Consider the following 23110-nt stretch of genomic DNA (forward strand, 5'->3'; position numbering starts at 1 on the left):
CAGGGCCGGGAGCCCTCTGCTCGGGCCGCGCCGGACGTCACGCGACGGTCGGCACGACCTCCCGACGACGCGGCCCGAGCCGGGTGGTGAGTGCCAGTCCGAGCGCCGCGGTCGCCACCGCGAGCCCGCACACCACCACGAAGGCGCCCGTCGGCAGTCCGCCGACGAGCCCGGCGAACGCCGCGGCACCCACGGCGAGCACGAGCGACTGCACCACCACGTCGTTGGTCTGCATGGCCGCGCTGTTCACGCCCTGCGCCGTCGGTCCCGACGCGTCCATCACCAGGACGGCGAACGTCGGGTTCGACAGCCCCATGCCGAAGCCGGCGAGCGTCCAGAGCGCCACGACCGGCCACAGGGGGAGAGCCGGGGCAGCCGCGAGCGCGGTCCCGGCCGCCCCGACGACGACGCACAGGGACCCCAGCCGCACGCGCCGGGCGGGCGACGCGAGGACCGGAGCGTGCGCGCCGAGCCACGCGGCCGCCGACCACGCCACCGCCGACGCCGTGAGCAGCAGGCCGGCGGTCGTGAGCGACATCCCCCGGTGCTCGACGAGCGACAACGGCAGGTAGGTCTCGGCGCCCAGGTAGCCCGCCGCGACCAGGCTCCGCGCGCTCATCGTGCTCGGCAGGCCGCGACGCCCGGTCCACGTGCCGGCCGGGAGGAGGCGCGGCGCGGCGACGACGACGGCCGCGACGGCGGCCACGAGCAGCACCGGGCCGAGGATGCCTCCGCCCTGCCCGGACCCGCTCGTCACGAGGAGCGCGACCGAGACCGGGAGCGACCACCCGAGGGCGCGGCGGCCCGTGGCGGGGCGCTGGTCGCGCGGCGGGAGCGTCGCCGGGCCGGCGTCGGGGGTGTCGGTACGGGTATCGGTGCCGGGGTCCGCGGGCTCTGCCTCCCGCTGGCGGGCGAAGGCCTCGTCGACCCGGCGCAACGCGCCCCGGAGCAGCCCGAACGAGGCGAGCGCGAGCGGCGGAACCGACAGGAACACCCACCGCCACCCCGCCAGCTCCGAGACGAGGCCGGCGATCCCCGGCCCGACGAGCGCGGGGAGCACCCACGCCCCGGCCATGACGCTGAACACCCGGGCGCGCAGGTGCTCGGGGAACACGCGACCGACGAGCACCCACAGCCCGACGCCCGTCAGGCCCGTCGCGTACCCCTGGACGGCGCGGGCCAGCAGGAACACGGGCATGCTCGGGGCGAGGCCCGCGGCGACGAGCCCGACGACGAACAGCGCGACGCCGAGCCGCAGCCCGCGGCCGGGGCCCGTCCGGTCCATCGAGCTGCCCGCCGCGGCGCGGGCGACGACGCTGACGGCGAGCGGGACGGAGAACGCGAGCGCGATCGCGCCGACGGCGTGCAGCTCGCGCGCGACCGCCGGCATCGCGGTCGAGACCGCCATCGCCTCGAACGCCTCGAGGAACGCGAGCACGAACACGCCGACGAGCACCCGGCCCTGCGCCCCCGCCCAGAGGCGGTCGTCGGTGTGGTGCCCGCCGGTGTCCTGCCCGGTCCGCCCGTCGAGGGCCGTCGCGTCCGCCATGGACCTATCGCACAACCTCAACCATGGTTAAGGTCAAGAGGTGTCGACCAGCGGAGGTGCCGTCATGAGCAACGCGGAGGTCCGACGTCACGAGCTGACGCCCGGGCAGGTGGCCGAGCGGGCGGGGATCAGCGTCTCGGCCCTGCACTTCTACGAGCGTGAGGGGCTCGTGACGAGCGTCCGGACGAGCGGCAACCAGCGCCGCTACCACCGGGACGTGCTCCGGCGCCTGGCGTTCGTCCGCGTCTCGCAGCGCGTCGGGATCGCGCTCGCGGACATCCGGGCCGCGCTCGCCACCCTGCCCGACGGCCGCACCCCCACCAAGGCCGACTGGGCGCGCCTCTCGCGGGGCTGGCGCGACCACCTCGACGCGCAGATCGACCAGCTCCAGCGGCTGCGCGACGGGCTCGACGGCTGCATCGGCTGCGGCTGCCTGTCCCTGCGCACCTGCACGCTCAACAACCCCGACGACCTGCTCGCGCGCACCGGGCCGGGACCCCGGCGGTTGCTGACCGAGTCGGCCGCCGAGGCCGACGCGGCCGTCAAGGAAGCGTGCGCCGGACGTCCGTCTCGCTGAAGTCGTCGCCCTTGAACAGGAGCGGCTGGTCGGTGGTCACGGCCAGCGCGTAGCCGAAGGTGTCGCCGAAGTTGAGCTTGGCACGATGCCCCGATCGTCGCCCGTAGTCGCGATATGCCGCGGCGGCGGTCGCCGCCTGGAGGGCGCTGACGGGGACGATCTCGATCCCGTAGGCACGGATGAGCTGCTCGAGCTGCCGAGCGAGGACGGGATCTCCGATGTTCTCCGCGACGACGAACGCCTCGACGTAGTTCGCCGCTGACATCGCCAGATGCTCGGCCTCGGTCATCGCGTGTTCGAATGCGGCAGCCTCCGGCTCGTCCAACGCCAGAGCGATGAGCGCGGACGTCTCGACGATCACAGGACCGGGAGCCCGTTCTCGTCGTACATGTCCTCCATGATCTGGCGGGCACGAGCCCGGTCCGCGTCGGTCACTCGCGCGTGCATCTGAGCCAAGAGCTCCGAGACCCGGCGGTCGCGCTCCTCCCGCTCGGACTCGCGCTTCTCGCGTTCCAGGAACTCCTCGAGCGCGCGCTCGATGACGCTCGTCTGGGTCTGGCCCGTGAGGCGCGCCGCCTCGCGCGCGAGCTCGTGCACGTGCTCGTTCTTGATGTTGAGGCTCACGTGCCGATTCTACCCTGGTAGACGTCGCGTCTACCAGGGTAGAAGCGCATCGGTCCAGGTCCGCTCCGTACCATCGACCCCATGACCACGACGGGCCGGCAGCGGCCGGCACCGCCGCACGTCGCGCGCGCACCCCGTCCCGCCGCGGTGCGCCGCGCCGAGGCCGCCGCTCGCGCGAAGGAGCGTCGTCAGGTCCGGCGCCGCCGGACGTTCCTCGTCGCCGCCGTCGTGGTGCTGCTGGTCGCGGCGCTCGCGGTCGCCGTCCCGACGCTGCTCGGGCGGGATCACGGTGCCGCGCCGGAGGCCGCGCCCACCGCCATCGCCTCGTCACGTCCGACCCCCACCCCGACGACGCCGCCCGCACCGACGGCCCGCGAGCTCGCCGCCGCGACGATCACCACCGCCTGGGACGACCGCTGGCGCGGGGCGAAGGGCTTCCTCGGGAAGGCGAGCGGGCCGGCGTCGTGCACGGGGAGCGCCGCGGACCCGACCCGCTGCACCCAGAAGTTCGCGGGCGGGACGCTGGTGTGGCTGCCGTCCAAGAAGGCGACGACGCCCGGCACGGGCGGCACCGTGACCGTCGCGCAGACGGACGACGCGACCACCGACCTCGTCATCGTCAACAAGCAGCGGCCGCTCGACCCCAAGACGTTCGCGCCGAAGAAGCTCGTCGCGGTCGCCGGGCCCGGCGAGGTCATGCGGCCCGAGGCGGCGTCCGCGCTCCGCGCGATGTTCCGGGGCGCCTCCAAGGCCGACGTACCGCTCGCCGTGCACAGCGCTTACCGGGCGTACGAGGTGCAGGCCAGCACGTACGAGGGCTGGGTCGCCGCGCACGGCAAGAAGCAGGCCGACAACGAGTCCGCCCGCCCCGGCTACTCGGAGCACCAGACCGGGCTGGGCGTCGACGTCGTCGCCGGGACGGGCTCGTGCACCGCGATGGGCTGCTTCGGGTCGACGCACCAGGCCGCGTGGGTCGCGAAGAACGCCTGGCGGTACGGGTTCGTCGTCCGGTACCCCAAGGGCCAGGAGAAGACGACCGGCTACATGTACGAGCCCTGGCACGTGCGGTACGTCGGCAAGCAGGTCGCCGCCGACGTCCGCGCGACCGGGGCGAAGACGCTCGAGGGCTTCTTCGGTCTCCCCGCCGCCCGCACCTACTGAGCTCCGCGCCCTGGCCCGACGACGTCACCCGCCTCCCGGCACCGGGTTCAGCGTGTCGCCTGCGAGCGAGAGGTCGTCGTCCTCCGTCACCTCGAACGCCTCCAGGGTCTCGTCGCCGCAGATCGCCTCGACCAGTGCCCGAGAGCCGCCGACCAGGGTGGAGTCGAAGTCGATCTCGCTCGCGACGCACCACGCCAGGTCGGCCGGCCACAGAAGGTTCGGGCCGGCGCCCGGAAGCCCGCGGAACCACCCGAGGCCCGACGTCCGGGTCCACGAGCCGTCGACGAGCTCGCCCGTCGTCCCGTCGAGCAGCACGTAGTCGCGGCCCGGAAGCTCGAGGAGCGGGCCGTCGTCGGCCGCGGACGTGGTCTCCGGGTCGACCGACGCGAACAGGGCAGCCTCCGCCTCCGCCTGCAGACTCGCGCGTCGCGGCGGCACCGCGGCGGGATCGTGGCGCTCGTGGTCGGCGATGCCGTCGTCGTACACCGACACGAAGGCCTGAGACGTGGTGCCGGGCCGCAGGGAACCGTCGCCGCTCCAGACGCCGGCGGTGACCAGGTCGGGCTCGGACGTGTGGACAGCCAGGTGCCGGGCCAGCCGACCGAGGGTTCGCACGTCGAGGGAGCCGATCCTAGGCGGACCGGCCTGGCGCCCGTCGGCTAGGGGCACGGTCCCGTGCGGCTCGCCGGAGACGGCGGCCCACTGGACCAGCGGGTGCACGACGGCGCGGGGCCGGTGCGTCGACCGCACCGCGACCTCGGACCAACGCAGGTCCTCGGGCTCGACGTCGGTCCGGATCGCGGGGACGTGCGCCGTCACGGGGTGCAGCACCCGCGCGTACGCCTCGAACCCGCGCGGCACCGTGCTGCCCACGACGCCCCAGCCGTGCAGGCGGGGCAGGATCCAGTCGCCGCGGGCGACGTCGGGCGTGAAGCGCATCGTCACGGTCTACCACTCGAACTCAACCCTTGAAGTCGGCGACGCGGGGCGCCGGGCCGTGCGCGGACCGTAGGCTCGGCATCATGTCTGACCTCCCCTACCGCATCGCGGTCCAGCTCCAGCCCCAGCACGCCGACTACGGCCAGATCCGCGACGCCGTCATGCGCGCCGAGGAGATCGGCGTCGACGTCATCTTCAACTGGGACCACTTCTTCCCGCTCTCGGGCGACCCCGACGGCAAGCACTTCGAGTGCTGGACGATGCTCGGAGCGTGGGCCGAGCAGACGAGCCGCGTGGAGATCGGTGCGCTCGTCACCTGCAACTCGTACCGCAACCCCGAGCTCCTCGCCGACATGGCCCGCACCGTCGACCACATCTCCGGCGGGCGCCTGATCCTCGGCATCGGCGCGGGCTGGTTCGAGAAGGACTACGACCAGTTCGGCTACGAGTTCGGGACGCCCGGGACGCGCCTCGCCGACCTCGCGGACGCGCTGCCCCGCATCGAGCGGCGCCTCGAGGCCGGCAACCCGGCCCCGACCCGCCACATCCCCGTCCTCATCGGCGGCGGCGGCGAGAAGAAGACGCTCCGGATGGTCGCGCAGCACGCCGACATCTGGCACAGCTTCGCCGACGCCGAGACCCTCGTCCGCAAGTCGGCGATCCTCGACGACCATGGCGCGGCCGTCGGACGCGACACCGCGAAGCTCGTCGAGCGGTCCGTCGAGGTCAGCCGGCACAGCCCCGCCGAGGTCGCCGACGCGTTCGTCGCCGCCGGGGCGACCCTGTTCACCGTCGGCGTGAGCGGGCCGGACTACGACCTGACGCGTGCGGAGCAGTGGGTGGAGTGGCGCGACACGCAGCGCTGACGCTGGCCGGCGTCGCGGCGGCTGCTCGCCACCGGGGGCTTCGGAGGGACTGGTGTAGACGTGGAGCCTACGTTTCCGCATGTAGCACGCTTGTTGCCTGCGGATTCCTACCATCGGGTGGTTGTCGACCTGCGTTGAATGCTTGCCGCGGCTGGTGAGCACGGCGCTCGCGCAGCGGCGGGCTCCGGGGAGGCGGCGTGTGCGGTTCCAGGTGGGCGACTACGGCCGCACGCCGGGGTCCCGCCGCGGGCCCACTAGGTCGTTGGGGCGCGGTTGGTAGGTGGCGGGCAGTCGCGAAAGCGGCTGCGCCGTATCGAGCACGAACGAGGACGCTAGGGCTGGGTGCGCCACAGGAGCGCGAGTCGCGTTCGAGTTCCTGCGATCGTGGTGGCCCCAACCCGGGCGCAGAACTCGACCGGGTGAAAAAGTTCCCCGACCTATCGGATCGAGAGCTCACCAGGTCTAGATTCTGCTCACCATCGTGAGCCAGGTGTACCCAGGCAGAGCGCTCTGGGGATCGCCCGAGGGGTGAGGTTCGGTAGTGCTGGCCGATATCGACCGGCACCGAGAGGTCGGAGCGCTAGATGGGGCTACCGCGGAAGCAACTGCCGACATGGCGATTCACACCGCTACTATCACCGTTACTCTCACCGCCTCTACTAGTAGTTCTCTTGACGCTGACGGTGGCACTGGTCAGCGCAGGATGCGACCCGGCAGTTCCATCGGTGGGCGCCCGCATGGATGGCGGCGTCCTGGAGCTCGTGCTACCGGTCTGCAGAGGCGAGCAGATAGACGGCGCCGAGGTGACGGAGTTCTCGGCAGACAGCGAACCGCCGCCTTCGTGGAAGGCGACACGGTACGAAGGAGACCCACGCGACGTCGTGCGGCTGGAGTCATCAAGGTGGAAAGAAGCGAGTGGTTCGTACTCATCATTGGAGGCGTTCAGTGTTGACATCTCCACGGGATGGCGGGCCACAGGACTGGCGATTGACGACGTGCGCCAAGTCGAAGGATTGCCCGACTCTGAATTCAACGTGGACGGGGAGTTGATGACTCTCTCCAGATATCGGTCCATGATCGACTCCAGCCTTACATGCCCGACGGGCAGTGGGTCTTGAGTGAGGGGCGAAGATTGTGTGTGGTCTTATCCGGCTGAGTAGCCAATGAGCAGGGCCGTGCCTGTCTTTGGTGCGGCCCCGCTTGCTTTCGACGGCGGCGGCCCGCCGCCTTCTGACGTCGCTCCCGGTCTTCAGCGTGGCTCCGCGCGGCAGGGGTGATCAGGCGAGCAGCGCGCGGGCGGTCGCGAGGCGGCGCTTCGGGTCCATGAGCACGTGCGGGTCGTCGACCCATTGTTCGACGCAGCCCACGCCGACGGGGAGGGCCAGGATCACCGGGTCCTCGATCGACTCGCGCACCGCCTCCGGTACCGGCGCGACCCCGCGGAACGGTCGGTCGAAGAACGGGACGGTGGCGCCGCCGTCGGGCACGGGAAGCCCCGCGGCGGCCTGGACGTCGAGGAGCACGTCGAGCGCGCGGGCGAGCGCCGCCTCGCGCTCGCGCCACGCGGTCGCCGCGAGCGCGTCCCGCAGGTGCGGACCGGCCGCGGACGCCGCGGGGAGCGTCGCGAACGACGTCCCGAGCCACTTGGCGTAGGGAGCCCAGCGGCCCTCGAGCACGTGGCCGAGGTGCATCGCGACCCGCGCGAGCCGCCCGGCGAGCACCGCGGACCCGAGCTCGTCGCCGCGGCTGGCGGTCCGCCCGACGAACGGCAGCTCCTGCCCCAGGTGCGCCCACCCGGACGCGACGACGTAGCGCCGGACGTCGTCGGGATACCCGGCGAGGCTCGCGCGGAGCGCGGTGAGCTCGCCCGGGCCGTCGTGGAACACGGGCCCCGCGCACACCTCGAGGACGCTCTGCCCGGTGAGGGCGAGCCACTGCCACGCCTCGAGCCCGCCGGTCGGGTCGACGCCGAGCCGCGCGACGGCGAGCCCCGGGACGCTCACGACCTCGGCCCGGTGCCGGACGGTCGGGTCCCAGGTCGTCGGGAACCGCACGTCGTGTCCCCGCCACGACGACGGCAGCCGCGTCTCCAGCAGGTCGTCGACCTCGGCCACCGCGTCGCCCGCGACGAGGACCGTGAGCCGCAGTCCCCAGTCGTGGTCGCGGGACGTGTCGTCGTCGAACCCGAGGACGTCCGAGCCGCTGCCGAGCCGTCCCGCGGCGTGCGCGACGCCCGCGGCGTCCAGGACGGGCGCGACGGCGTCCTCGTAGTAGGCGCGGGCCAGCTCGACCCCGGGCAGCGGTGGCGACGTCATCCGCGGAACGTACCAGCGCTGCTCCGTGGACACGTGCCGGCGCATTCAGCTGGGGCTCGGCGCCCTGATCCAGCGCAAAGGCACTGCCGAACGTCGACAGTTCGACATGGTGTCAGCCGGGGGATCCCCATGGCATGAGCGGAACGGGCACCACGAAGAACCGCGCGCAGTGCGGCGCCTCGTGGCGTCATCCTTGCCGAGATGCATGGCGTGGGGCGACGGCTGCTCGCGTCGGGCAGGTTCGTCCTGTCGCCGTGATGCTCTGGTCAGGGGGCCACCGTGAGCGGTTCGCCGGGGTTGATGACCTGGACGGGGACGTCGGGGACGAGGCGGCGGGATGCGTCGACGAACAGGGTCGGGTTCTTGTCGCTCTTGAGGAAGAGCTTGTCGCCGATCCTCCCGCTGGTGAAGGCGTAGTGCTGCGGGACGGCGAGTTTCGGGCGGAGGGCGGACGTGAGCTCCGCGGCTTCTTCGGCGTTCATGACGACCTGCTTGTTGCCGGCCATCCGAATGTGGAGTCCGTTGACCGGGAGGAGGGCCACGTCGAGCGGGCCGAACCGGTCCGTGAGGGTCAGTAGCTCCGGGATGAGGAGGGTGTCGCCGGCGAAGAAAACGCTGCGTCCGCCGCCCGAAATGACGTAGGTGACCTCGTGGACGCCGTGCTTGCCGGGGGCTGCGTTGATGGTGAGGTCGCCGACCTGGGCCGACTCCCACGCCTCAAGGGCACGGACGTTGGTGAACCCGGCCTTGCGGGCCTTGTCGACGACCGGGCCGGCGACGAGCATCGGCGCGTTCTTGTCCTGGTAGCGGCGGAAGGAGTCGAGGTCGCAGTGGTCGTAGTGCTCGTGGCTGATCACGACGGCGTCCAGGTGCGGGAGGTCTTCGGGCATCATCGCGATCGGCTCGCCAGGGTGGTAGAGAGGGCGCTGGGAGAACCAGGGGTCGGTGAGGACCGTCTGGCCGCCGACCCTGATCAGGTGACAGCTGTGGGTGATGCGGGTGATGGTCAGCGACTCGGTCATCGTTCTTCTTTCTCCGTGCAGGTCGGCGAGCGGCGGAACCGGGGATCTCAGCCGGCGAGAGCGCCTGCGTGCAGCGATCCGTCCGCCACGATCAGCAGGCGTTGGTACTCAGTACCGTAGCGTATTGAGTACCTCCACGCACTGAGTGCCGTCCTGCTAGGATCGCCCGATGTCAGGTCTGTCAGCCACGTCGCCATCTCTTGTGGAGCGCAAGCGTCAGCAGATGCAACAGCGCCTCCTCGAGGCCGCGGACGAGCTCTTCTCGGCGAGAGGCTTCGACAACGTCTCGGTGACGGACATCGCGGCGCGTGCCGAGGTCGGGCGGACCACCTTCTTCCGGTACTTCGGCGACAAGCAGGAGGTCGTCTTCGCGAAGCAGCAGCAGATGCTTGACGCGATCGCCCGCGCGGGTGAAGACACCTCCGTCGGCGCCGCGACGACGGCGACGGACGCTCTCGAGCAGCTGCGTCCCATCGTCCTGGGTCTCTGTGAGATGGCGACGGCGAACCTGGACTCGTACTCGCGGCATCTCCTCCTCCTGGAGGAGCACGTCGACCTCCGTGGTCGGGACGCCCTGAAGGTGCAGGAGATCGCGGCCGCTCTCTGCGCGGTCCTGATCGCCCGTGGTACCGCCGAGGGCGTCGCTGCGTTCGCATCCCAGGTGGCGTTGGCCTGTTATCAGACAGGCAAAGGACGCTCGGCCGCACCGTCGTCTCTTCGCGACGAGACGAGCGCCGCTTTCGACGAAGCGCTCGCACTCGGGCAGTGAGTGCCCTCCACCGCTGAGTGGAAGGACGCTCGGCGAGGGGTCGCGCGCCGTCCCCCGCAGCGGGAGACTGGGGCCATCCGGCGGCGCGGCGGGAGGCCCCCATGAGCAGCGCGAGCACCCAGACCCAGGAGACCGGCCCGGGCGGTGCGCCGCCGGGGTCGTCGACCCGGGTCGTGGCGCTCGTCGGGCACGGGGGCGCCGGCAAGACGACGCTCGCGGAGGCGATGCTCCACGTCACCGGAGCGATCCCGCGCCCGGGCCGCGTCGAGGACGGCTCCACCGTGACGGACGCGGAGCCCGAGGAGATCGCACGAGGGATGTCGCTCACGCTCGGCGTCGCGCACGCGACGTGGACCGGGCCCGACGGCGCGCCCCGCACCCTCACGATCCTGGACGCGCCCGGCCACCCGGACTTCGCCGGCCAGATCGACACGGCGCTCGCGGTCGCGGACGTCGCGGCCGTCGTCGTGAGCGCAGCGGACGGCGTCCAGGCCGGGACCCGCGCCGCGTGGGAGGCGGCGCGCGAGGCGGGGGTGCCGCGCGTCGTCGTCGTGACGCAGGAGGACAAGGCGCGGGCGGACTTCCAGGCCGTGCTCGACGGCCTGCGCACCGCCCTCGGCGCGGACGGCGACGAGCTCGTCCCGCTCGAGCTGCCGCTCGGGGAGGAGGCCGCGTTCCACGGGATCGCGGACGTCCTCACGGAGGCCGGCTACGCGTACGACGACGACGGGCACCACCACGACGAGGCCCTCACCGACACCGAGGCCGCGCAGGAGCACGCGCTGCACGTGGAGGTGACCGAGGACATCGTGTCCCACGACGACGCCCAGCTCGAGGCGTACCTGAGCGGCGACGAGCCGGAGGCCGCCGAGCTCGAGCGCACGCTGGCGCACGAGGTCGCCGCGGGGGCCGCCTTCCCGGTGCTGGTCGTGTCCGGGCTGACCGGGACGGGCGTGGACCGTGTCGCAGACCTGCTCTGGGAGCTCGCGCCGCCGGCCTCCGAGCGGGACCGCGCCGTGCTGCTGGGCGACGAGCGGGTCGCGGTCGCCGCGGACCCGTCGGGCGAGGCGCTGGCCCACGTCTTCCGGACCGTCGCCGACCCGTTCGTCGGGCAGGTCTCGCTCTTCCGCGTGCTGTCCGGGACCGTGCGGTCCGGCGACCGGCTCACCAACGCGACGACCGGCGCGGCCGAGCGGCTCCACGGCCTGTTCCGCGTGCAGGGCAAGGACCACCACCCGGTCGACGCCGTCGGCCCGGGGGAGGTGGGCGCGGTCGCGAAGCTGGTGGGGACGCCGTCGGGCACGATCCTGTGGGCGCGCCCGGCCGGCGCCGCGGGAACCGGCGCGCGGCCGCTGGCCCCTCCCGGGCGGCAGCCCGTCTACGGGCTCAGCCTCGTCCCCGTCTCGCAGTCCGACGACGACCGCATGTCGACCGCCCTCGCCCGGCTCGCCGCCGAGGACCCGACGCTGCTCGTCGAGCGGGTTGCCGCGCCCGGCGGGGACGCCACCGTGCTCCGCGGCCTCGGCGACACGCACCTCGCGGTGGCACTCGAACGCCTCGCCCGGGTGTTCGGCGTGCACGTCACGACCGGCCCGGTCCCGGTCGCCTACCGCGAGACGCTCGCCCGGCGCGGGCAGGCCGAGGGCAAGGTGAAGAAGCAGTCGGGCGGGCACGGGCAGTTCGCGGTCGTCGAGCTGCGCGCCGAGCCGCTGCCGCGCGGCGGCGGGTTCGAGCTGGTCGACAAGGTGGTCGGCGGCGCCATCCCGCGCACGTACCTGGCCGCCGTCGAGAAGGGCCTGCGCGACGCGCTCGCCGCGGGCGGCCCGCGCGGGTACCCCGTCGTCGACGTGCGCGTCGAGGTGTACGACGGCAAGGCCCACTCGGTGGACTCGTCCGAGATGGCGTTCCGCACCGCCGCCGCCGCGGGCCTGCGCGAGGCGCTCGCCGAGGCGGGGACGGTGGTGCTCGAGCCCGTGTGCCGGGTCGTGGTGACGGTGCCGTCCGAGGTGCAGGGCGTGGTGCTGACCGACCTGTCCGGGCGGCGGGGCCACGTCGCCGCGACCGAGGGGCCCGACGACGCCGGCCGGGTGAACGTCGTCGCGAGCGTCCCCGAGGCGGAGCTCGCGCGCTACGTCCTCGACCTGCGCTCGCTGACTGGCGGGCAGGCGGAGCTCACGATCGAGCCCGAGCGGTACGACGTCGCCCCCCGCCACTGACCGCGCGGTATACCGGGCGGCCTGTCTACTTCGCGGGAGGGGCGGGGCGGCGGACCACGGCGCGGCCCGGGCGAGGCCGCGCGACGATGCCGAACCCGTGCGCCTCGAACAGGGACACGGTGCCGCGGTACAACCCCGACGACGAGGTCTTCGGCTTCTCCGCCAGGTCCACGGGGTACGCCTCGACGGTGGAGGCGCCGTGGCTGAACGCGTGCTCCACGGCGGCGTCGAGCAGCACCCCCGCGACTCCCTGGCGCCGGTGCCCGGGCCGCACGACGAAGCACGTGACCGACCAGGTCCCGTCGTCGCCGCGCTCGCCCTCGGGGAGCGCCTTGAGCGCCGACGGGCTCGTGAACAGCCGCGGCAGGTCGCGGCGTGGCGCGACCGCGCACCAGCCCACCGGCTCGTCGCCGACGAGCGCCACGACACCGGGGCCGGGCGCGGAACCGGCCTGGGCGTCGTCGAGCAGGCGCGCGGTGAGTGCGCGCCGCTCCGACCGTTCCAGGTCGTCGAAGGCCTTGCCCCGCAGCCGGTCCCACTGGCACCAGCAGTACGCGGCGTCGCCCCGGGCGAACACGACGTCGAGGTGCTCGACGTGCACGTCGGCCGTGACCGTCGGGCCGCCCGCCGGTGAAGAAGTCGCCGTCGTCCCCATGCGCCCCCACGGTAGCCGCGCGTGCTCCGCGCGCCACTAGACTCGGGCCCCATGGCGTCCTCTTCTGCGACCGACTTCGTGCTGCGTCCCTTCGAGGGCCTCCCCGGCGAGCCGGACTGGGTCGCGCTGCGCGAGGTCGTCCCCGCCGCGACCGCGACCGCCCGCACGACGGCGGAGCACGGGTCCCGCGACGTCGTCGTGACCACGGTCCTCCCCGGGGGCTGGCAGGCACTGCACCGCGAGGACGGCGTCGTCCTGCTCGCGCTGCAGGGCGTCGGCGCCTCGAACGACACCAGCCGCTACCTCGCCGCCGCACTCCTCGAGGCGCTCGCGAGCGAGCCGGGGACGTCGGTGCTCCTCGACCCGCCGGCCGACGGCCCGCGGCTGCAGGACGTGCTGGACCCGACGGTGCCGTTCGAGGTCACGGTCCAGGAGGGCTTCGAGTTCTGGCTGGACGGCGGGGCCGAGCGCACGGACGAGGTCGAGGCGTCGCTCCAGCAGGCGGCCGAGTCGATCATCCCGACGGTCAAGCTCGAGTCCGTGCCGTCGGCGTACTGGTGCCGCATGAACCGGGAGTTCCTCCGCTGGGCGCTCCCGCAGGACGAGGACACCGTCATCGACGCGCTGGCCCGCCTCCAGGCGCGCCGCGCGAGCGGCTTCGCGGGCGGCAAGTTCGTCGGCGCGTTCCGCTCGTCGGGCCTGGTCGTGCCGGTGTGGGAGCTGCCGCGCGGCACCGCGGCGGCGGACCTCGAGGAGCCCGCCGCGGCCTTCAGGGCGACGCTCGACGGGGCGCTCGGCGACGACGCCCCGCTCGACGCGAACGAGCGACGGGCGCGCGCCGGCATCGTGGCGCGCCAGGTCACGCTGCGGTGAGACACGCCCTCTTGCCTGTGCACAGGGGAATCTGCGTCCATCTCTTGACTCGACTAGGCTGATCATCGTGACGAAGAAGCAGCGCGACAGCATCGACCTCGGCGCCGCTCCGACGTCCGGCGCGACGGGGGAGGCGGGCGTCGAGACGGGCGCTCCCCACGCCCCCGCCGGGGCCGGGGAGGCTGCGGCCGACGACACCGGGAGCCCCCGGCCCGGCAGCAGGTCGGGCGAGCAGCCCGTGCTCCCGGTCGCCAAGACCCCTCGGCCCCGGACGGCCGAGGGGCCGCAGCCCGGCCGGTTCCGGCAGCGCGTCGCCGTCGTCATCCCGGCCAAGGACGAGGCCCGCCGCATCGCCGCGACCGTCCGCTCCGCGCGGGCGATCCCCAACGTGGACCTCGTGCTCGTCGTCGACGACGGCTCGGAGGACAGCACCCAGCACGTCGCACGCGAGGCGGGCGCCGTCGTCGTCCGGCACTCCCACAACCGGGGCAAGGCCTCCGCGATGGAGACGGGCGCCGCCGTCGTCGCGATGCGCGACGTCCCCGGGCGCCCCGAACGGGTGCTCCTGTTCATCGACGCCGACCTCGCCGACACGGCGGTCAACACGGCGCCCCTCGTCCCGCCGGTGCTCGAGGGCGTGGCCGACATGGCGATCGCGATCATCCCGCCGCAGGTGGGCGCGGGTGGGCACGGGTTCGTCGTGGGTGCCGCACGCCGCGCGATCACGAGCATGACGGGCTGGACCCCGACGCAGCCGCTGTCCGGCATGCGCTGCATGACCCGGCAGGCGTTCGAGGCAGCGACCCCGCTGGCTCGGGGCTGGGGCGTCGAGGTCGGTCTGACGATCGACCTGCTGCGGCAGGGCTACGTGGCCGTCGAGATCCCGTGCGAGCTGCGGCACCGCCCCTCGGGCAAGGACTTCAAGGGCCAGCTGCACCGCGCGGCGCAGTACCGCGACGTCCAGCTCGCGATCAGTGCGCGGCGGGTGCGTCGGACCGTGGACGTGGTGCGGCCGCACCACCACGCGTCCTGACGTCCCGCAGCCAGTTCGCGTAGACGGCGAGCAGCACGGGCAAAGCCAGGACGATGCCCGTCGCCGGCACGAGGATGCCCGAGTCGTTGACGAGGAACCCGATCCCGAGCACCACGCCCGTCGCGATGATCCCGGGCCGCAGCATGGGCGCGTAGGCGTTGAGCTGGCTCAGCGGCGCGTCGGTGGTGATCCACTCGAGCGGCCCGCCGGCCGGGTGCGCGAGCGCGCCGCGCAACGGCCGGCCGAGCACGTAGACCACGACGAGCAGGCCGGCGATCGCGACGAGCGTCAGGTTGTTGCTGAGCGTGTCCACGTTCTGCGCGAGCTTGCGCTGCACGACGTGCCACAGCTCCCCGTGCAGGACGTCGTCGACGAACCGGCCGAGGTGGGTGCGCTCGTCCGCGGGGCGGAGCCAGTCCGCGACGGCGAACGCCACGACGACCACGACCGCCGCGCCCAGCACGGCAAGCACGCGCTGCCAGGTGAGCCTGATGCCCGCGGCCATGAGCGCGAGCATCGCGAACCCGGCGACGAGCCCGGGCGGCCCACCGAAGTCGGCGCCGATCGACGGCAGGCCGTCGAGGGCGGTCGCGACCACGCCGACGCCGGCGACCACGGCCGCGGCCGCCACCCGGCGCCCGCGCAGCACCAGCGGGTTCACGAGGGCGACGGTCAGCATCACGCACGCCGTCCCGAACAGCGCGTACGACGTGTTGTTGATGCCGTAGAACCGCCCGGCGACCAGCGGCTGGGTGCCCATGAGCCCGGACAGCTGCAGCGGCGCGCCGCCGATCACGTCGATCGCGAGCACGACCGCGGTGATCCCGCCGACGACGCCGAACGGCCAGAGCGGCGCCCGGCGCCACGGGACGAGCATCGCGACGGCGGTGATGACGACGTCGAGCGCGATCACGATCCCGGTGAGCGTCCACGCGGGCGCGCCGGTGCGCCACCAGGGGATGGCGTTGGCGAGCGTCGTCGAGACGGGGATCGAGCCGAGCGCGATGCCGACGGCCACGAGGCCCTTGAGCACCCCGGAGGGGTTCTCCCGCAGCCACCGGCCGGGCGCGCCGAGGCGCTTCGCGTCGAGGCGCAGCACCACCGTGACGAACGCGTAGAGCGCGAGGTTCGCCAGGATGAGGAGCAGGTAGAAGTTCGCGATGAGCGGCTTGACGGCCGACGCGTGCCGGCTGACGTCGACGAGCCCGTCGAGCCGGTCGGTGCCGCTCGCGTCCGAGCGGGCGGTGCCGATGGTCGTGCCGACGGTGGCGCTGTCGGGGACCTTCGCCTCGATGCCCAGGGCGTGCACGACGGTGGGCAGCGCGTCGGTGTCCTGCACCATGCCCGGCTGGCGCGTGGAGGTGGCCGAGAGGATCGCGTCGCCGCCGCTCGCGTCGGCGTGCGTCGACAGCGCCGGGCCGCCGCCGAGCGCCAGCTGGAGGTGCGAGACCCACGACGAGTCGGCGAGCGACATGACGAGGACCGAGGCGCGCGAGGCCTCGGGGAGGCCGGCGTCGTGCGTGGCGAGGGCGGCGAGCACGGCGCCGACCTTCGCGTCGACCTGCTTCACCTGCTTCGCGTGCGACGCGGCCACCGCGTCGGCGGTCAGGGGCTCCTCGCCCGGCTGGGCGGCGGGGTCGAGCACCGCGCCCGCGTCGACGACGACGAGGCGCGACGACCCGAGCGCCGTCGACACGTCGTTCTGGAGCTCCGCGGGCTCGGCGGGCGCGTCGACGTGCGTGCCGACGACCCTCCCGGTCCGGTCGGCGAGCGCGATCGCCGCACCCGGGCCGATCGACGTGGCGGTGGTCCCCGACGCCTCGACCGCGTCGCCGAGCACGCCGAGCACCGCGTCGAAGCTCTGGTGCGTGACGGCGTCCTGGTACTCGGCCCAGCTGGGCACCGTCCCGCCCGTGCCCGACGACGACGAGTCCGCGGGATCGTCCGGCTGCCGGCAGCTCGGCTGGGTGTGGGGCGCGATGTCGCCGGCCCGGCGACCGGAGGACACCGCGAGCCACCCGTCGACGGGGCACGTGCTCGAGCGGACCGAGCGCACGACGTTGACGCCGGGCGCGACGGGAAGCGTGGACGCGTCCGAACCGTCCGCCGAAGTGCCGCCCAGGGCGCGCCAGATGTTCGGCGTCCTGGTGGCGGAGACGTCCTCGGGCTGAACGCCGCCCGTCCCGACGAGCACGAACGGGGCGTCGGCGGTCGTGCTCGCCACGGCGGTGTCCTCCGTGCTGGCCGTCGCCCTGCCCGCGCCGAGCGCGCCCGCGAGCCCCAGGGCGACCGCGACGCCCACGACCAGGGCCGTCGTCCGACCGAGGAACCGGCGTCGGGGGCGGGAGGGGGGCGTCGAGAGGGCGGTCGGCACGGCCCCCAGCCTAGGCGAGCGAGTCGTCGCGCCCCGGCCGGCGTCGAGCACGGAAGGACGCATCCGCACCGCATCCCCACAGATTCCTCGCGGGAACGGCGGCCACGGTCAGGCCGAGCGCACCACCAGCGTCCCGGGCTCGACCCAGGAGGTCACCCGGCGTGCGCGGCCGAGCAGGTCGCCGTCGACCTGGACGTGCTCGCCGGCGCTCGACTCGACCTCGACCTTCACGCGGCGGGCGGGGGTCGTGTCGATCCGGCCGGCCCGGCCGGGCAGGTTGTCCGACGACATCCCGATGCCCTGCATGACGACCTCGCCGAACACCTGCGCCCATCCCACCAGCCCGGCCCGCGCGTCGATCGCGACGACGTCGAGGCGGCCGTCGTCGATGACGGCGTCGGGGATGAGCGTGATGCCGCCGGGCAGGAGCCCGCAGTTGCCGACCATGAGGCTGCGGACGCGCGTGTCGACGGGGGGCGCGTCGTCGATCTCGATGCGCAGGCGCGTGCGCCGCCCGTGCAGGTGCCGGACGCCGGCGAAGAAGTACGCCATCCACCCGACCTTCGACTTCAGGGTGGGATCGGCGTCGGCGACCATGGCGGCGTCGAACCCGAGGCCGGCGATGACGAGGAAGAGGTGGTCGACGTCGCGCGCCCCCTCGCTGCCCGGCTCGGGCTCCTCCGCGTACTCGTCGACGCGGAGGCGGCCGACGTCGACGTGGCGGTCGTGGCCGGACAGCACCGTGGCGAGCGCGTCGTCGACGGACGTCGTCGAGATGTCGAGGTTGCGGGCGAGCAGGTTCCCGGTGCCGCGCGGCAGGATCCCCATGGCCTTGCCGCTGCCGGCCATGCTCTCGGCGACCGCCCGGACCGTCCCGTCGCCCCCCACCGCGACGACGACGTCCGCGCCGGCGGCCAGCGCGTCGCGCGCCTGGCCGCGGCCCGGGTCCTCGACGGTCGTCTCGAACCACAGGGGCTCGGGCAGCGCCGCGTCGAGGCAGGCCTCGACGAGCGTCTCGCGCAGCTCGGAGACGCCGGGCTTGGACGGGTTGGCGACGAACGCGACGAGACGCTCCGAGGGCGCCTCCTGCTCCCGGGGCCCGAGCCCGGTCCCGTAGCGCCGGGCGGGGCGGCCCATGCGCCGGCCGGCACGGCGGGACTGGAGGTAGACGACCAGCGCGACCACGAGCGCGGAGAGCGCGACGACGAGCGCCGCCACCCCGATCCAGGTCTCCCAGCCCGCGCTCATGGGCCCCACCGTATCCGGACGGGCCCTCCGTGACCCGGCGGATTCCCGCGGACGGGGACGCGGTCGGCTGCGTCACCCCGCCCCGATACGCTGGGTCCGTGATCGACCTCAAGCTCCTCCGGGAGGACCCGGACACGGTCCGCGCCAGCCAGACCGCTCGCGGTGACGACCCGTCGCTCGTCGACGCCGCGCTCGACGCGGACTCGCGCCGCCGCTCCGCGCTGACCGACTTCGAGTCGCGCCGCGCCGAGCAGAAGGCGCTGGGCAAGAAGGTGGCGCAGGCGCAGGGCGAGGAGAAGCAGGCGCTCCTCGCGCACACCAAGGAGCTCGCGGAGCAGGTCCGGTCGCTCGACGCGGACGCCAAGACGGCGGGCGAGGAGCTCGACGCCCTGCTGTTCCAGATCGCCAACGTCGTCGAGGGCGCGCCTCCCGGGGGCGAGGACGACTACGTGGTGCTGCGCCACGAGGGCACGCCCCGCGACTTCGCGGCCGAGGGCTTCGCGCCCCGGGACCACCTGGAGCTCGGCGAGGGCCTGCGCGCGATCGACACCGAGCGCGGGGCCAAGGTCTCGGGCGCCCGGTTCTACTACCTGACCGGCGTGGGCGCGCGCCTCGAGCTCGCGCTGCTCAACGCGGCCGTCGACCAGGCGGTCGCGGCCGGGTTCACGCCCGTGATCACGCCGACGCTCGTCAAGCCCGAGGTCATGGCCGGGACCGGCTTCCTCGGCAAGCACGCGGACGAGGTCTACCACCTCGGCACGGACGACCTGTACCTCGTGGGCACCAGCGAGGTCGCGCTCGCGGGCTACCACAGCGGCGAGATCGTCGACCTGTCGGACGGCCCCAAGCGCTACGCGGGCTGGAGCGCGTGCTACCGCCGCGAGGCCGGCTCGTACGGCAAGGACACGCGCGGCATCATCCGTGTGCACCAGTTCCACAAGGTCGAGATGTTCAGCTACTGCCGCCCGGAGGACGCCGCCGACGAGCACCAGCGCCTCCTCGCCTGGGAGGAGCAGATGCTCGCCAAGGCGGGCCTGCCGTACCGCGTGATCGACACGGCGGCCGGGGACCTGGGCTCGAGCGCCGCCCGCAAGTTCGACTGCGAGGCGTGGCTGCCCACGCAGAACCGCTACCTGGAGCTGACGTCGACGTCGAACTGCACGACGTTCCAGGCCCGCCGCCTCGGGGTGCGCGAGCGGGTGGAGGCCGACGGGCGCACCGAGACCCGCACGGTCGCGACGCTCAACGGGACCCTCGCGACGACCCGCTGGATCGTCGCGATCCTGGAGAACCACCAGCAGCCCGACGGCTCGGTGGTGGTGCCCGAGGGCCTGCGCGGCTACCTCGGCGGCCTCGAGGTGCTCGAGCCGGTCGGATGACCCGCGTGCCCTCGCCGTACCTGGTCGCCCTCGACGTCGACGGCACCCTCCTGTCGTGGGAGGAGGAGCCGCCGCACCGCGAGCTGATCTCCGACGCCGTGCGCGAGTCGGTCACCGCGCTCCGGGACGCGGGGCACCACCCGGTCATCTCGACCGGGCGCGCCGTGCTCGCCGCGGCGCCCGTCGCGCGAGAGCTGGGGCTCACGGAGGGCTGGCTGGTCTGCTCGAACGGCGCCGTCACGGCGCGGATCGCACCCGACGACCCGGCGGGCTTCGTGGTCGAGGACCGCGTGACGTTCGACCCGGCGCCCGCGCTCCGTGCGGTGCTGGACGGCATCCCGGGCGCGCTGGTCGCGGTCGAGGACGTGGGCCTGGGCCACCGGGTCAACGCGCCCTGGCCCGAGGGCGAGATCACGGGCCGGCAGGACGTCGTCCCGTTCGAGGAGCTCGCGGCGGAGCCGGTGACGCGCGTCGTCGTGCGGAGCCCGGAGCGCACCCGCGACGACTTCCACGACCTCGTCGAGCGGCTGGGCCTCGAGGACGTCACCTACGCGATCGGCTGGACCGCCTGGATGGACATCGCCCCGCAGGGCGTCACCAAGGCGACCGCCCTCGAGGGCGTCCGTCGACGGCTCGGCGTCGAGCCGTGGGCGACCGTCGCGATCGGCGACGGGCGCAACGACATCGGGATGCTCGGGTGGGCGGCGCGGGGCGTGGCGATGGGCCACGCCGACGACGTCGTGAAGGACGCCGCGGACGAGGTCACCGGCACCATCGACGACGACGGCGCCGCAGACGTCCTGCGCAGCCTGCTGACATAGCGGCAGAATCGGGGACCGTGGCGAGCATCGAGGACGTGGCGCGCACGGCGGGGGTCTCCACCGCGACGGTCTCGCGCGCGCTGCGGGGCCTCCCGAACGTCACGGAGGCGACGCGCGTCAAGGTCCTGACGGCCGTCGCGGAGCTCGGCTACGTACCGTCGCCGTCGGCGTCGTCCCTGGCCTCCGGCCGCACCCGCACCATCGGCGTCCTGACGCCCGGCATCGCCCGCTGGTACTTCGGCGAGGTGGTGGACGGCGTGGAGCACGCGCTGCGCGGGCTCGGCTTCGACGTGCTCCTCTACGCGCTGGGCTCGCCCCGCGACGAGCTGCCCCGCCCGCGCGTGGACCCGAACGTCCTGCGGCGGCGCGTCGACGGGACGATCGTCGTCGGCCTCCCGCTGGAGGCGCAGGAGGTCTCGTCCCTCGCGGCCCTGGGCGTACCGCTGGCGTTCGTGGGCTCGGGACCCCGCGGCCAGGTGACGCACCGGGTCGACGACGTCGCGACCGGTCTCGCCGCGACGCGATACCTGACGGCGCTGGGGCACCGCGCCGTCGGGCACGTGGCGGGCGTCCAGGACCCGGTCTCGGAGTGGTCGCCCGCGATGGGACGCCGCGCCGGCTGGCGGCGGGCGCTGGCCGAGGTGGGGGTGGAGGCTCGGCCGTCGTGGGAGGTGGACGGCAACTTCGACCTGGACGGCGGTCGCGTGGCCGGGCGCGCGCTGCTCCTTGCGCACCCGGAGCTGACGGCGGTGTTCGCGGCGTCGGACGAGATGGCGATGGGGGTGATTCTCGCGGCCCGCGACCTCGGGTGGGGCGTGCCCGCCGACCTGTCGGTGATCGGGGTCGACGGTCACCCCTTCGGCGAGCTCGTCGGGCTGACGACGATCGCGCAGGACGCCTTCCAGCAGGGTCAGGACGCGGCCCTCGTGCTGCTGCAGATGGTGCTGGGGGAGCGGGCCCCGGAGTCGGTGACGTACCCGACGCGTCTGGTGGCCCGCGCGTCGACGGCGATCCCCCGCGCGCGTCGTCGCTCGGAGGGCTAGCGTCGAAGCAGAGGTGTGGGAGGGCTCCCACACCTTGCGCGCGACAAGACCGCTGCGTGACGCAATCGTTACGTGTCGGGACTTGAACACCGGCCATGTAAACGCTTGCATGGCAGTAGTGGCTCGAAGGCGGGCGTCACGCCGTGCCTCGGGCCTCAGACGGTGGCTGTTCGCCGTCGTCTGTGATGCACCACGACGTTGTGGAGGGGATATGGCACGCACACGACTCCGCGCCCGCCAGGGCGTGGCACTCGCCGCCGGGGCAGCTGCGATCGCACTCGTGATCGCCGGCTGCTCGAGCGACGACAACGGTGGAGGCGGCGGCTCGGGCTCCGGCACGGGGAGCGCCGGCGGCTCGGACTGCGCCGACTACACGCACTACGGCGACCTCAAGGGCAAGACCGTCACCATCTACGCGGGCATCGTCGCGCCCGAGGACCAGCCCTACGTCGACTCGTTCAAGCAGTTCGAGAAGTGCACCGGCGTCACCATCAAGTACACCGCCGACAAGAACTTCGAGCAGCAGATCCTCGTCCAGGCCAAGGCCGGGAACCCGCCGGACATCGGCATCGTGCCGCAGCCCGGCCTGCTCGCCCAGCTCGTCGCCACGGGCAAGGTCGTCAAGGCACCGGACGCCGTCGGAGCCAACGTCGACAAGTGGTTCGGCGCCGACTGGAAGAAGTACGGCACGGTCGACGGCACGTTCTACGCCGCACCGTCCGGGGCGAGCGTGAAGTCGCTCGTCTGGTACTCGCCCAAGCAGTTCAAGGACGCCGGCTACGAGGTGCCCAAGACGCTCGACGAGCTCAAGGCGCTGTCCGACAAGATGGTCGCGGACGGCAACAAGCCGTGGTGCGTGGGCATCAACTCGGGCGAGGCGACCGGCTGGCCGCTCACCGACTGGGTCGAGGACTTCGTGCTCCGCGACGCCGGCCCCGACGTCTACGACCAGTGGGTCGCCGGGAAGGTGAAGTTCTCCGACCCGAAGATCGTCCAGGCGTTCGACGACGTCGGCTCGTACGTCAAGAACCCCGACTACGTGAACGCCGGCATCGGCGACGTCAAGTCGATCGCGACCACGACCTTCCAGGATGCCGGGCTGGGCATCGACCCCACGCAGGGCGGCGGCACCTGCTGGATGCACCGCCAGGCGTCGTTCTACGCGGCCAACTTCCCCAAGGGCACGAACATCGCGCCCGACGGCGACGTGTTCGCGTTCTACCTGCCGGGCAAGGCCGCGGCGGACCACCCGGTGCTCGGCGCCGGCGAGTTCGTGACGGCGTTCTCCGACCGTCCCGAGGTCCAGGCCGTCCAGGAGTTCTGGTCGACCGACATCTGGGCCAACCTCAAGGCGAAGGCCAGCTCCGACGACACCGGCGGCGGCTGGATCTCCGGCAACAAGGGGCTCGACGAGGCGAACCTCGTGAACCCGATCGACAAGCTCTCGGTCGAGATCCTCAAGGACAAGAACACCGTCTTCCGCTTCGACGGTTCCGACCAGATGCCGGCTGCGGTCGGCTCGGGCGCGTTCTGGAAGCAGGCGACGTCCTGGATCACCGGCCAGTCCACGCAGGACACGGTGTCGAAGATCGACGCCGCCTGGCCGAAGTCGTGATCTGAGGAGAGCGAGGGGCGGGGGGGGGGGG

20 protein-coding genes are annotated in these 23110 nt (G+C 73.4%); 11 read left to right on the forward strand and 9 right to left on the reverse strand.

The window, feature by feature from the left end:
* Positions 1–37: 37 nt before the first annotated feature.
* Entirely contained in the window at positions 38–1549 is a 1512-nt protein-coding gene (locus ACLQ14_RS14035; protein WP_425814046.1) for an MFS transporter, read from the reverse strand.
* Positions 1550–1613: 64 nt separating this feature from the next.
* Between ACLQ14_RS14035 and soxR the strand changes: the two genes are divergently transcribed.
* Complete coding sequence (soxR, locus tag ACLQ14_RS14040) at positions 1614–2126, forward strand: redox-sensitive transcriptional activator SoxR (RefSeq protein ID WP_425814048.1); 513 nt, start codon at positions 1614–1616, stop codon at positions 2124–2126.
* On the opposite strand, the gene ACLQ14_RS14045 is transcribed toward soxR, so the two are convergent.
* On the reverse strand, positions 2092–2487 hold the full coding sequence (locus ACLQ14_RS14045) for a type II toxin-antitoxin system VapC family toxin (RefSeq protein ID WP_425814050.1): 396 nt from the start codon (positions 2485–2487) through the stop codon (positions 2092–2094). The genes soxR and ACLQ14_RS14045 overlap by 35 nt on opposite strands.
* Entirely contained in the window at positions 2484–2750 is a 267-nt protein-coding gene (locus ACLQ14_RS14050; protein WP_425814052.1) for a type II toxin-antitoxin system VapB family antitoxin, read from the reverse strand. Before ACLQ14_RS14050 ends, ACLQ14_RS14045 begins: the two co-directional genes overlap by 4 nt.
* An 81-nt stretch (positions 2751–2831) precedes the next feature.
* Between ACLQ14_RS14050 and ACLQ14_RS14055 the strand changes: the two genes are divergently transcribed.
* Positions 2832–3911 carry a M15 family metallopeptidase gene (locus ACLQ14_RS14055; protein WP_425814054.1) on the forward strand — a complete coding sequence of 360 codons (1080 nt, stop codon included), beginning with the start codon at positions 2832–2834 and terminating at the stop codon, positions 3909–3911.
* 24 nt (positions 3912–3935) lie between these two features.
* On the opposite strand, the gene ACLQ14_RS14060 is transcribed toward ACLQ14_RS14055, so the two are convergent.
* The gene (locus tag ACLQ14_RS14060; protein WP_425814056.1) at positions 3936–4850 is read right to left on the reverse strand and encodes a hypothetical protein; all 915 of its coding nucleotides are present in this window, start codon (positions 4848–4850) and stop codon (positions 3936–3938) included.
* Between the two features lie 83 nt (positions 4851–4933).
* Between ACLQ14_RS14060 and ACLQ14_RS14065 the strand changes: the two genes are divergently transcribed.
* The gene (locus ACLQ14_RS14065; RefSeq protein ID WP_425814058.1) at positions 4934–5716 is read left to right on the forward strand and encodes an LLM class F420-dependent oxidoreductase; all 783 of its coding nucleotides are present in this window, start codon (positions 4934–4936) and stop codon (positions 5714–5716) included.
* A gap of 1277 nt (positions 5717–6993) precedes the next feature.
* On the opposite strand, the gene ACLQ14_RS14070 is transcribed toward ACLQ14_RS14065, so the two are convergent.
* Positions 6994–8031: a DUF4037 domain-containing protein gene (locus ACLQ14_RS14070; protein ID WP_425814060.1), complete on the reverse strand. Its 1038-nt coding sequence runs from the start codon at positions 8029–8031 to the stop codon at positions 6994–6996.
* Between the two features lie 266 nt (positions 8032–8297).
* Positions 8298–9053 (reverse strand): MBL fold metallo-hydrolase, encoded by a 756-nt coding sequence (locus tag ACLQ14_RS14075; protein ID WP_425814062.1) that lies wholly within the window; start codon positions 9051–9053, stop codon positions 8298–8300.
* A 223-nt stretch (positions 9054–9276) separates the two neighbouring features.
* Here ACLQ14_RS14075 and ACLQ14_RS14080 point away from each other — a divergent pair, with 223 nt between their 5' ends.
* Positions 9277–9822, forward strand: a complete 546-nt coding sequence (locus tag ACLQ14_RS14080; protein ID WP_425814064.1) for a TetR/AcrR family transcriptional regulator — start codon at positions 9277–9279, stop codon at positions 9820–9822.
* Between the two features lie 101 nt (positions 9823–9923).
* Complete coding sequence (locus ACLQ14_RS14085; protein ID WP_425814066.1) at positions 9924–12038, forward strand: elongation factor G; 2115 nt, start codon at positions 9924–9926, stop codon at positions 12036–12038.
* Positions 12039–12063: 25 nt separating this feature from the next.
* Here ACLQ14_RS14085 and ACLQ14_RS14090 read toward each other — a convergent pair whose 3' ends face one another.
* Positions 12064–12693, reverse strand: a complete 630-nt coding sequence (locus ACLQ14_RS14090) for a GNAT family N-acetyltransferase (protein ID WP_425814068.1) — start codon at positions 12691–12693, stop codon at positions 12064–12066.
* Between the two features lie 51 nt (positions 12694–12744).
* Between ACLQ14_RS14090 and ACLQ14_RS14095 the strand changes: the two genes are divergently transcribed.
* Together ACLQ14_RS14095 and ACLQ14_RS14100 are read left to right on the forward strand one after the other, a co-directional pair.
* Complete coding sequence (locus tag ACLQ14_RS14095; RefSeq protein ID WP_425814070.1) at positions 12745–13566, forward strand: DUF5926 family protein; 822 nt, start codon at positions 12745–12747, stop codon at positions 13564–13566.
* Between the two features lie 238 nt (positions 13567–13804).
* Positions 13805–14599 (forward strand): glycosyltransferase family 2 protein, encoded by a 795-nt coding sequence (locus tag ACLQ14_RS14100; RefSeq protein ID WP_425814285.1) that lies wholly within the window; start codon positions 13805–13807, stop codon positions 14597–14599.
* On the opposite strand, the gene ACLQ14_RS14105 is transcribed toward ACLQ14_RS14100, so the two are convergent.
* Both ACLQ14_RS14105 and ACLQ14_RS14110 read right to left on the reverse strand, forming a co-directional pair.
* Positions 14538–16973, reverse strand: coding sequence for a hypothetical protein (locus ACLQ14_RS14105; RefSeq protein ID WP_425814072.1), 2436 nt, complete (start codon positions 16971–16973; stop codon positions 14538–14540). The genes ACLQ14_RS14100 and ACLQ14_RS14105 overlap by 62 nt on opposite strands.
* A 108-nt stretch (positions 16974–17081) precedes the next feature.
* The gene (locus ACLQ14_RS14110; RefSeq protein WP_425814074.1) at positions 17082–18221 is read right to left on the reverse strand and encodes a diacylglycerol/lipid kinase family protein; all 1140 of its coding nucleotides are present in this window, start codon (positions 18219–18221) and stop codon (positions 17082–17084) included.
* Positions 18222–18319: 98 nt separating this feature from the next.
* On the opposite strand from ACLQ14_RS14110, the gene serS reads away from it, so the two are divergent.
* The 4 genes from serS (at position 18320) to ACLQ14_RS14130 (ending at position 23079) form a co-directional block, all read left to right on the forward strand.
* Complete coding sequence (gene serS, locus ACLQ14_RS14115; protein ID WP_425814076.1) at positions 18320–19600, forward strand: serine--tRNA ligase; 1281 nt, start codon at positions 18320–18322, stop codon at positions 19598–19600.
* The gene (locus ACLQ14_RS14120) at positions 19597–20421 is read left to right on the forward strand and encodes an HAD family hydrolase (protein WP_425814078.1); all 825 of its coding nucleotides are present in this window, start codon (positions 19597–19599) and stop codon (positions 20419–20421) included. The genes serS and ACLQ14_RS14120 overlap by 4 nt, the downstream gene beginning before the upstream one ends.
* Positions 20422–20438: 17 nt before the next feature.
* On the forward strand, positions 20439–21464 hold the full coding sequence (locus ACLQ14_RS14125) for a LacI family DNA-binding transcriptional regulator (protein WP_425814080.1): 1026 nt from the start codon (positions 20439–20441) through the stop codon (positions 21462–21464).
* A gap of 211 nt (positions 21465–21675) precedes the next feature.
* The gene (locus ACLQ14_RS14130; protein WP_425814082.1) at positions 21676–23079 is read left to right on the forward strand and encodes an ABC transporter substrate-binding protein; all 1404 of its coding nucleotides are present in this window, start codon (positions 21676–21678) and stop codon (positions 23077–23079) included.
* Positions 23080–23110: the final 31 nt, after the last annotated feature.

Source organism: Luteimicrobium sp. DT211 (assembly GCF_049844995.1).
Classification (GTDB): domain Bacteria; phylum Actinomycetota; class Actinomycetes; order Actinomycetales; family Cellulomonadaceae; genus Luteimicrobium.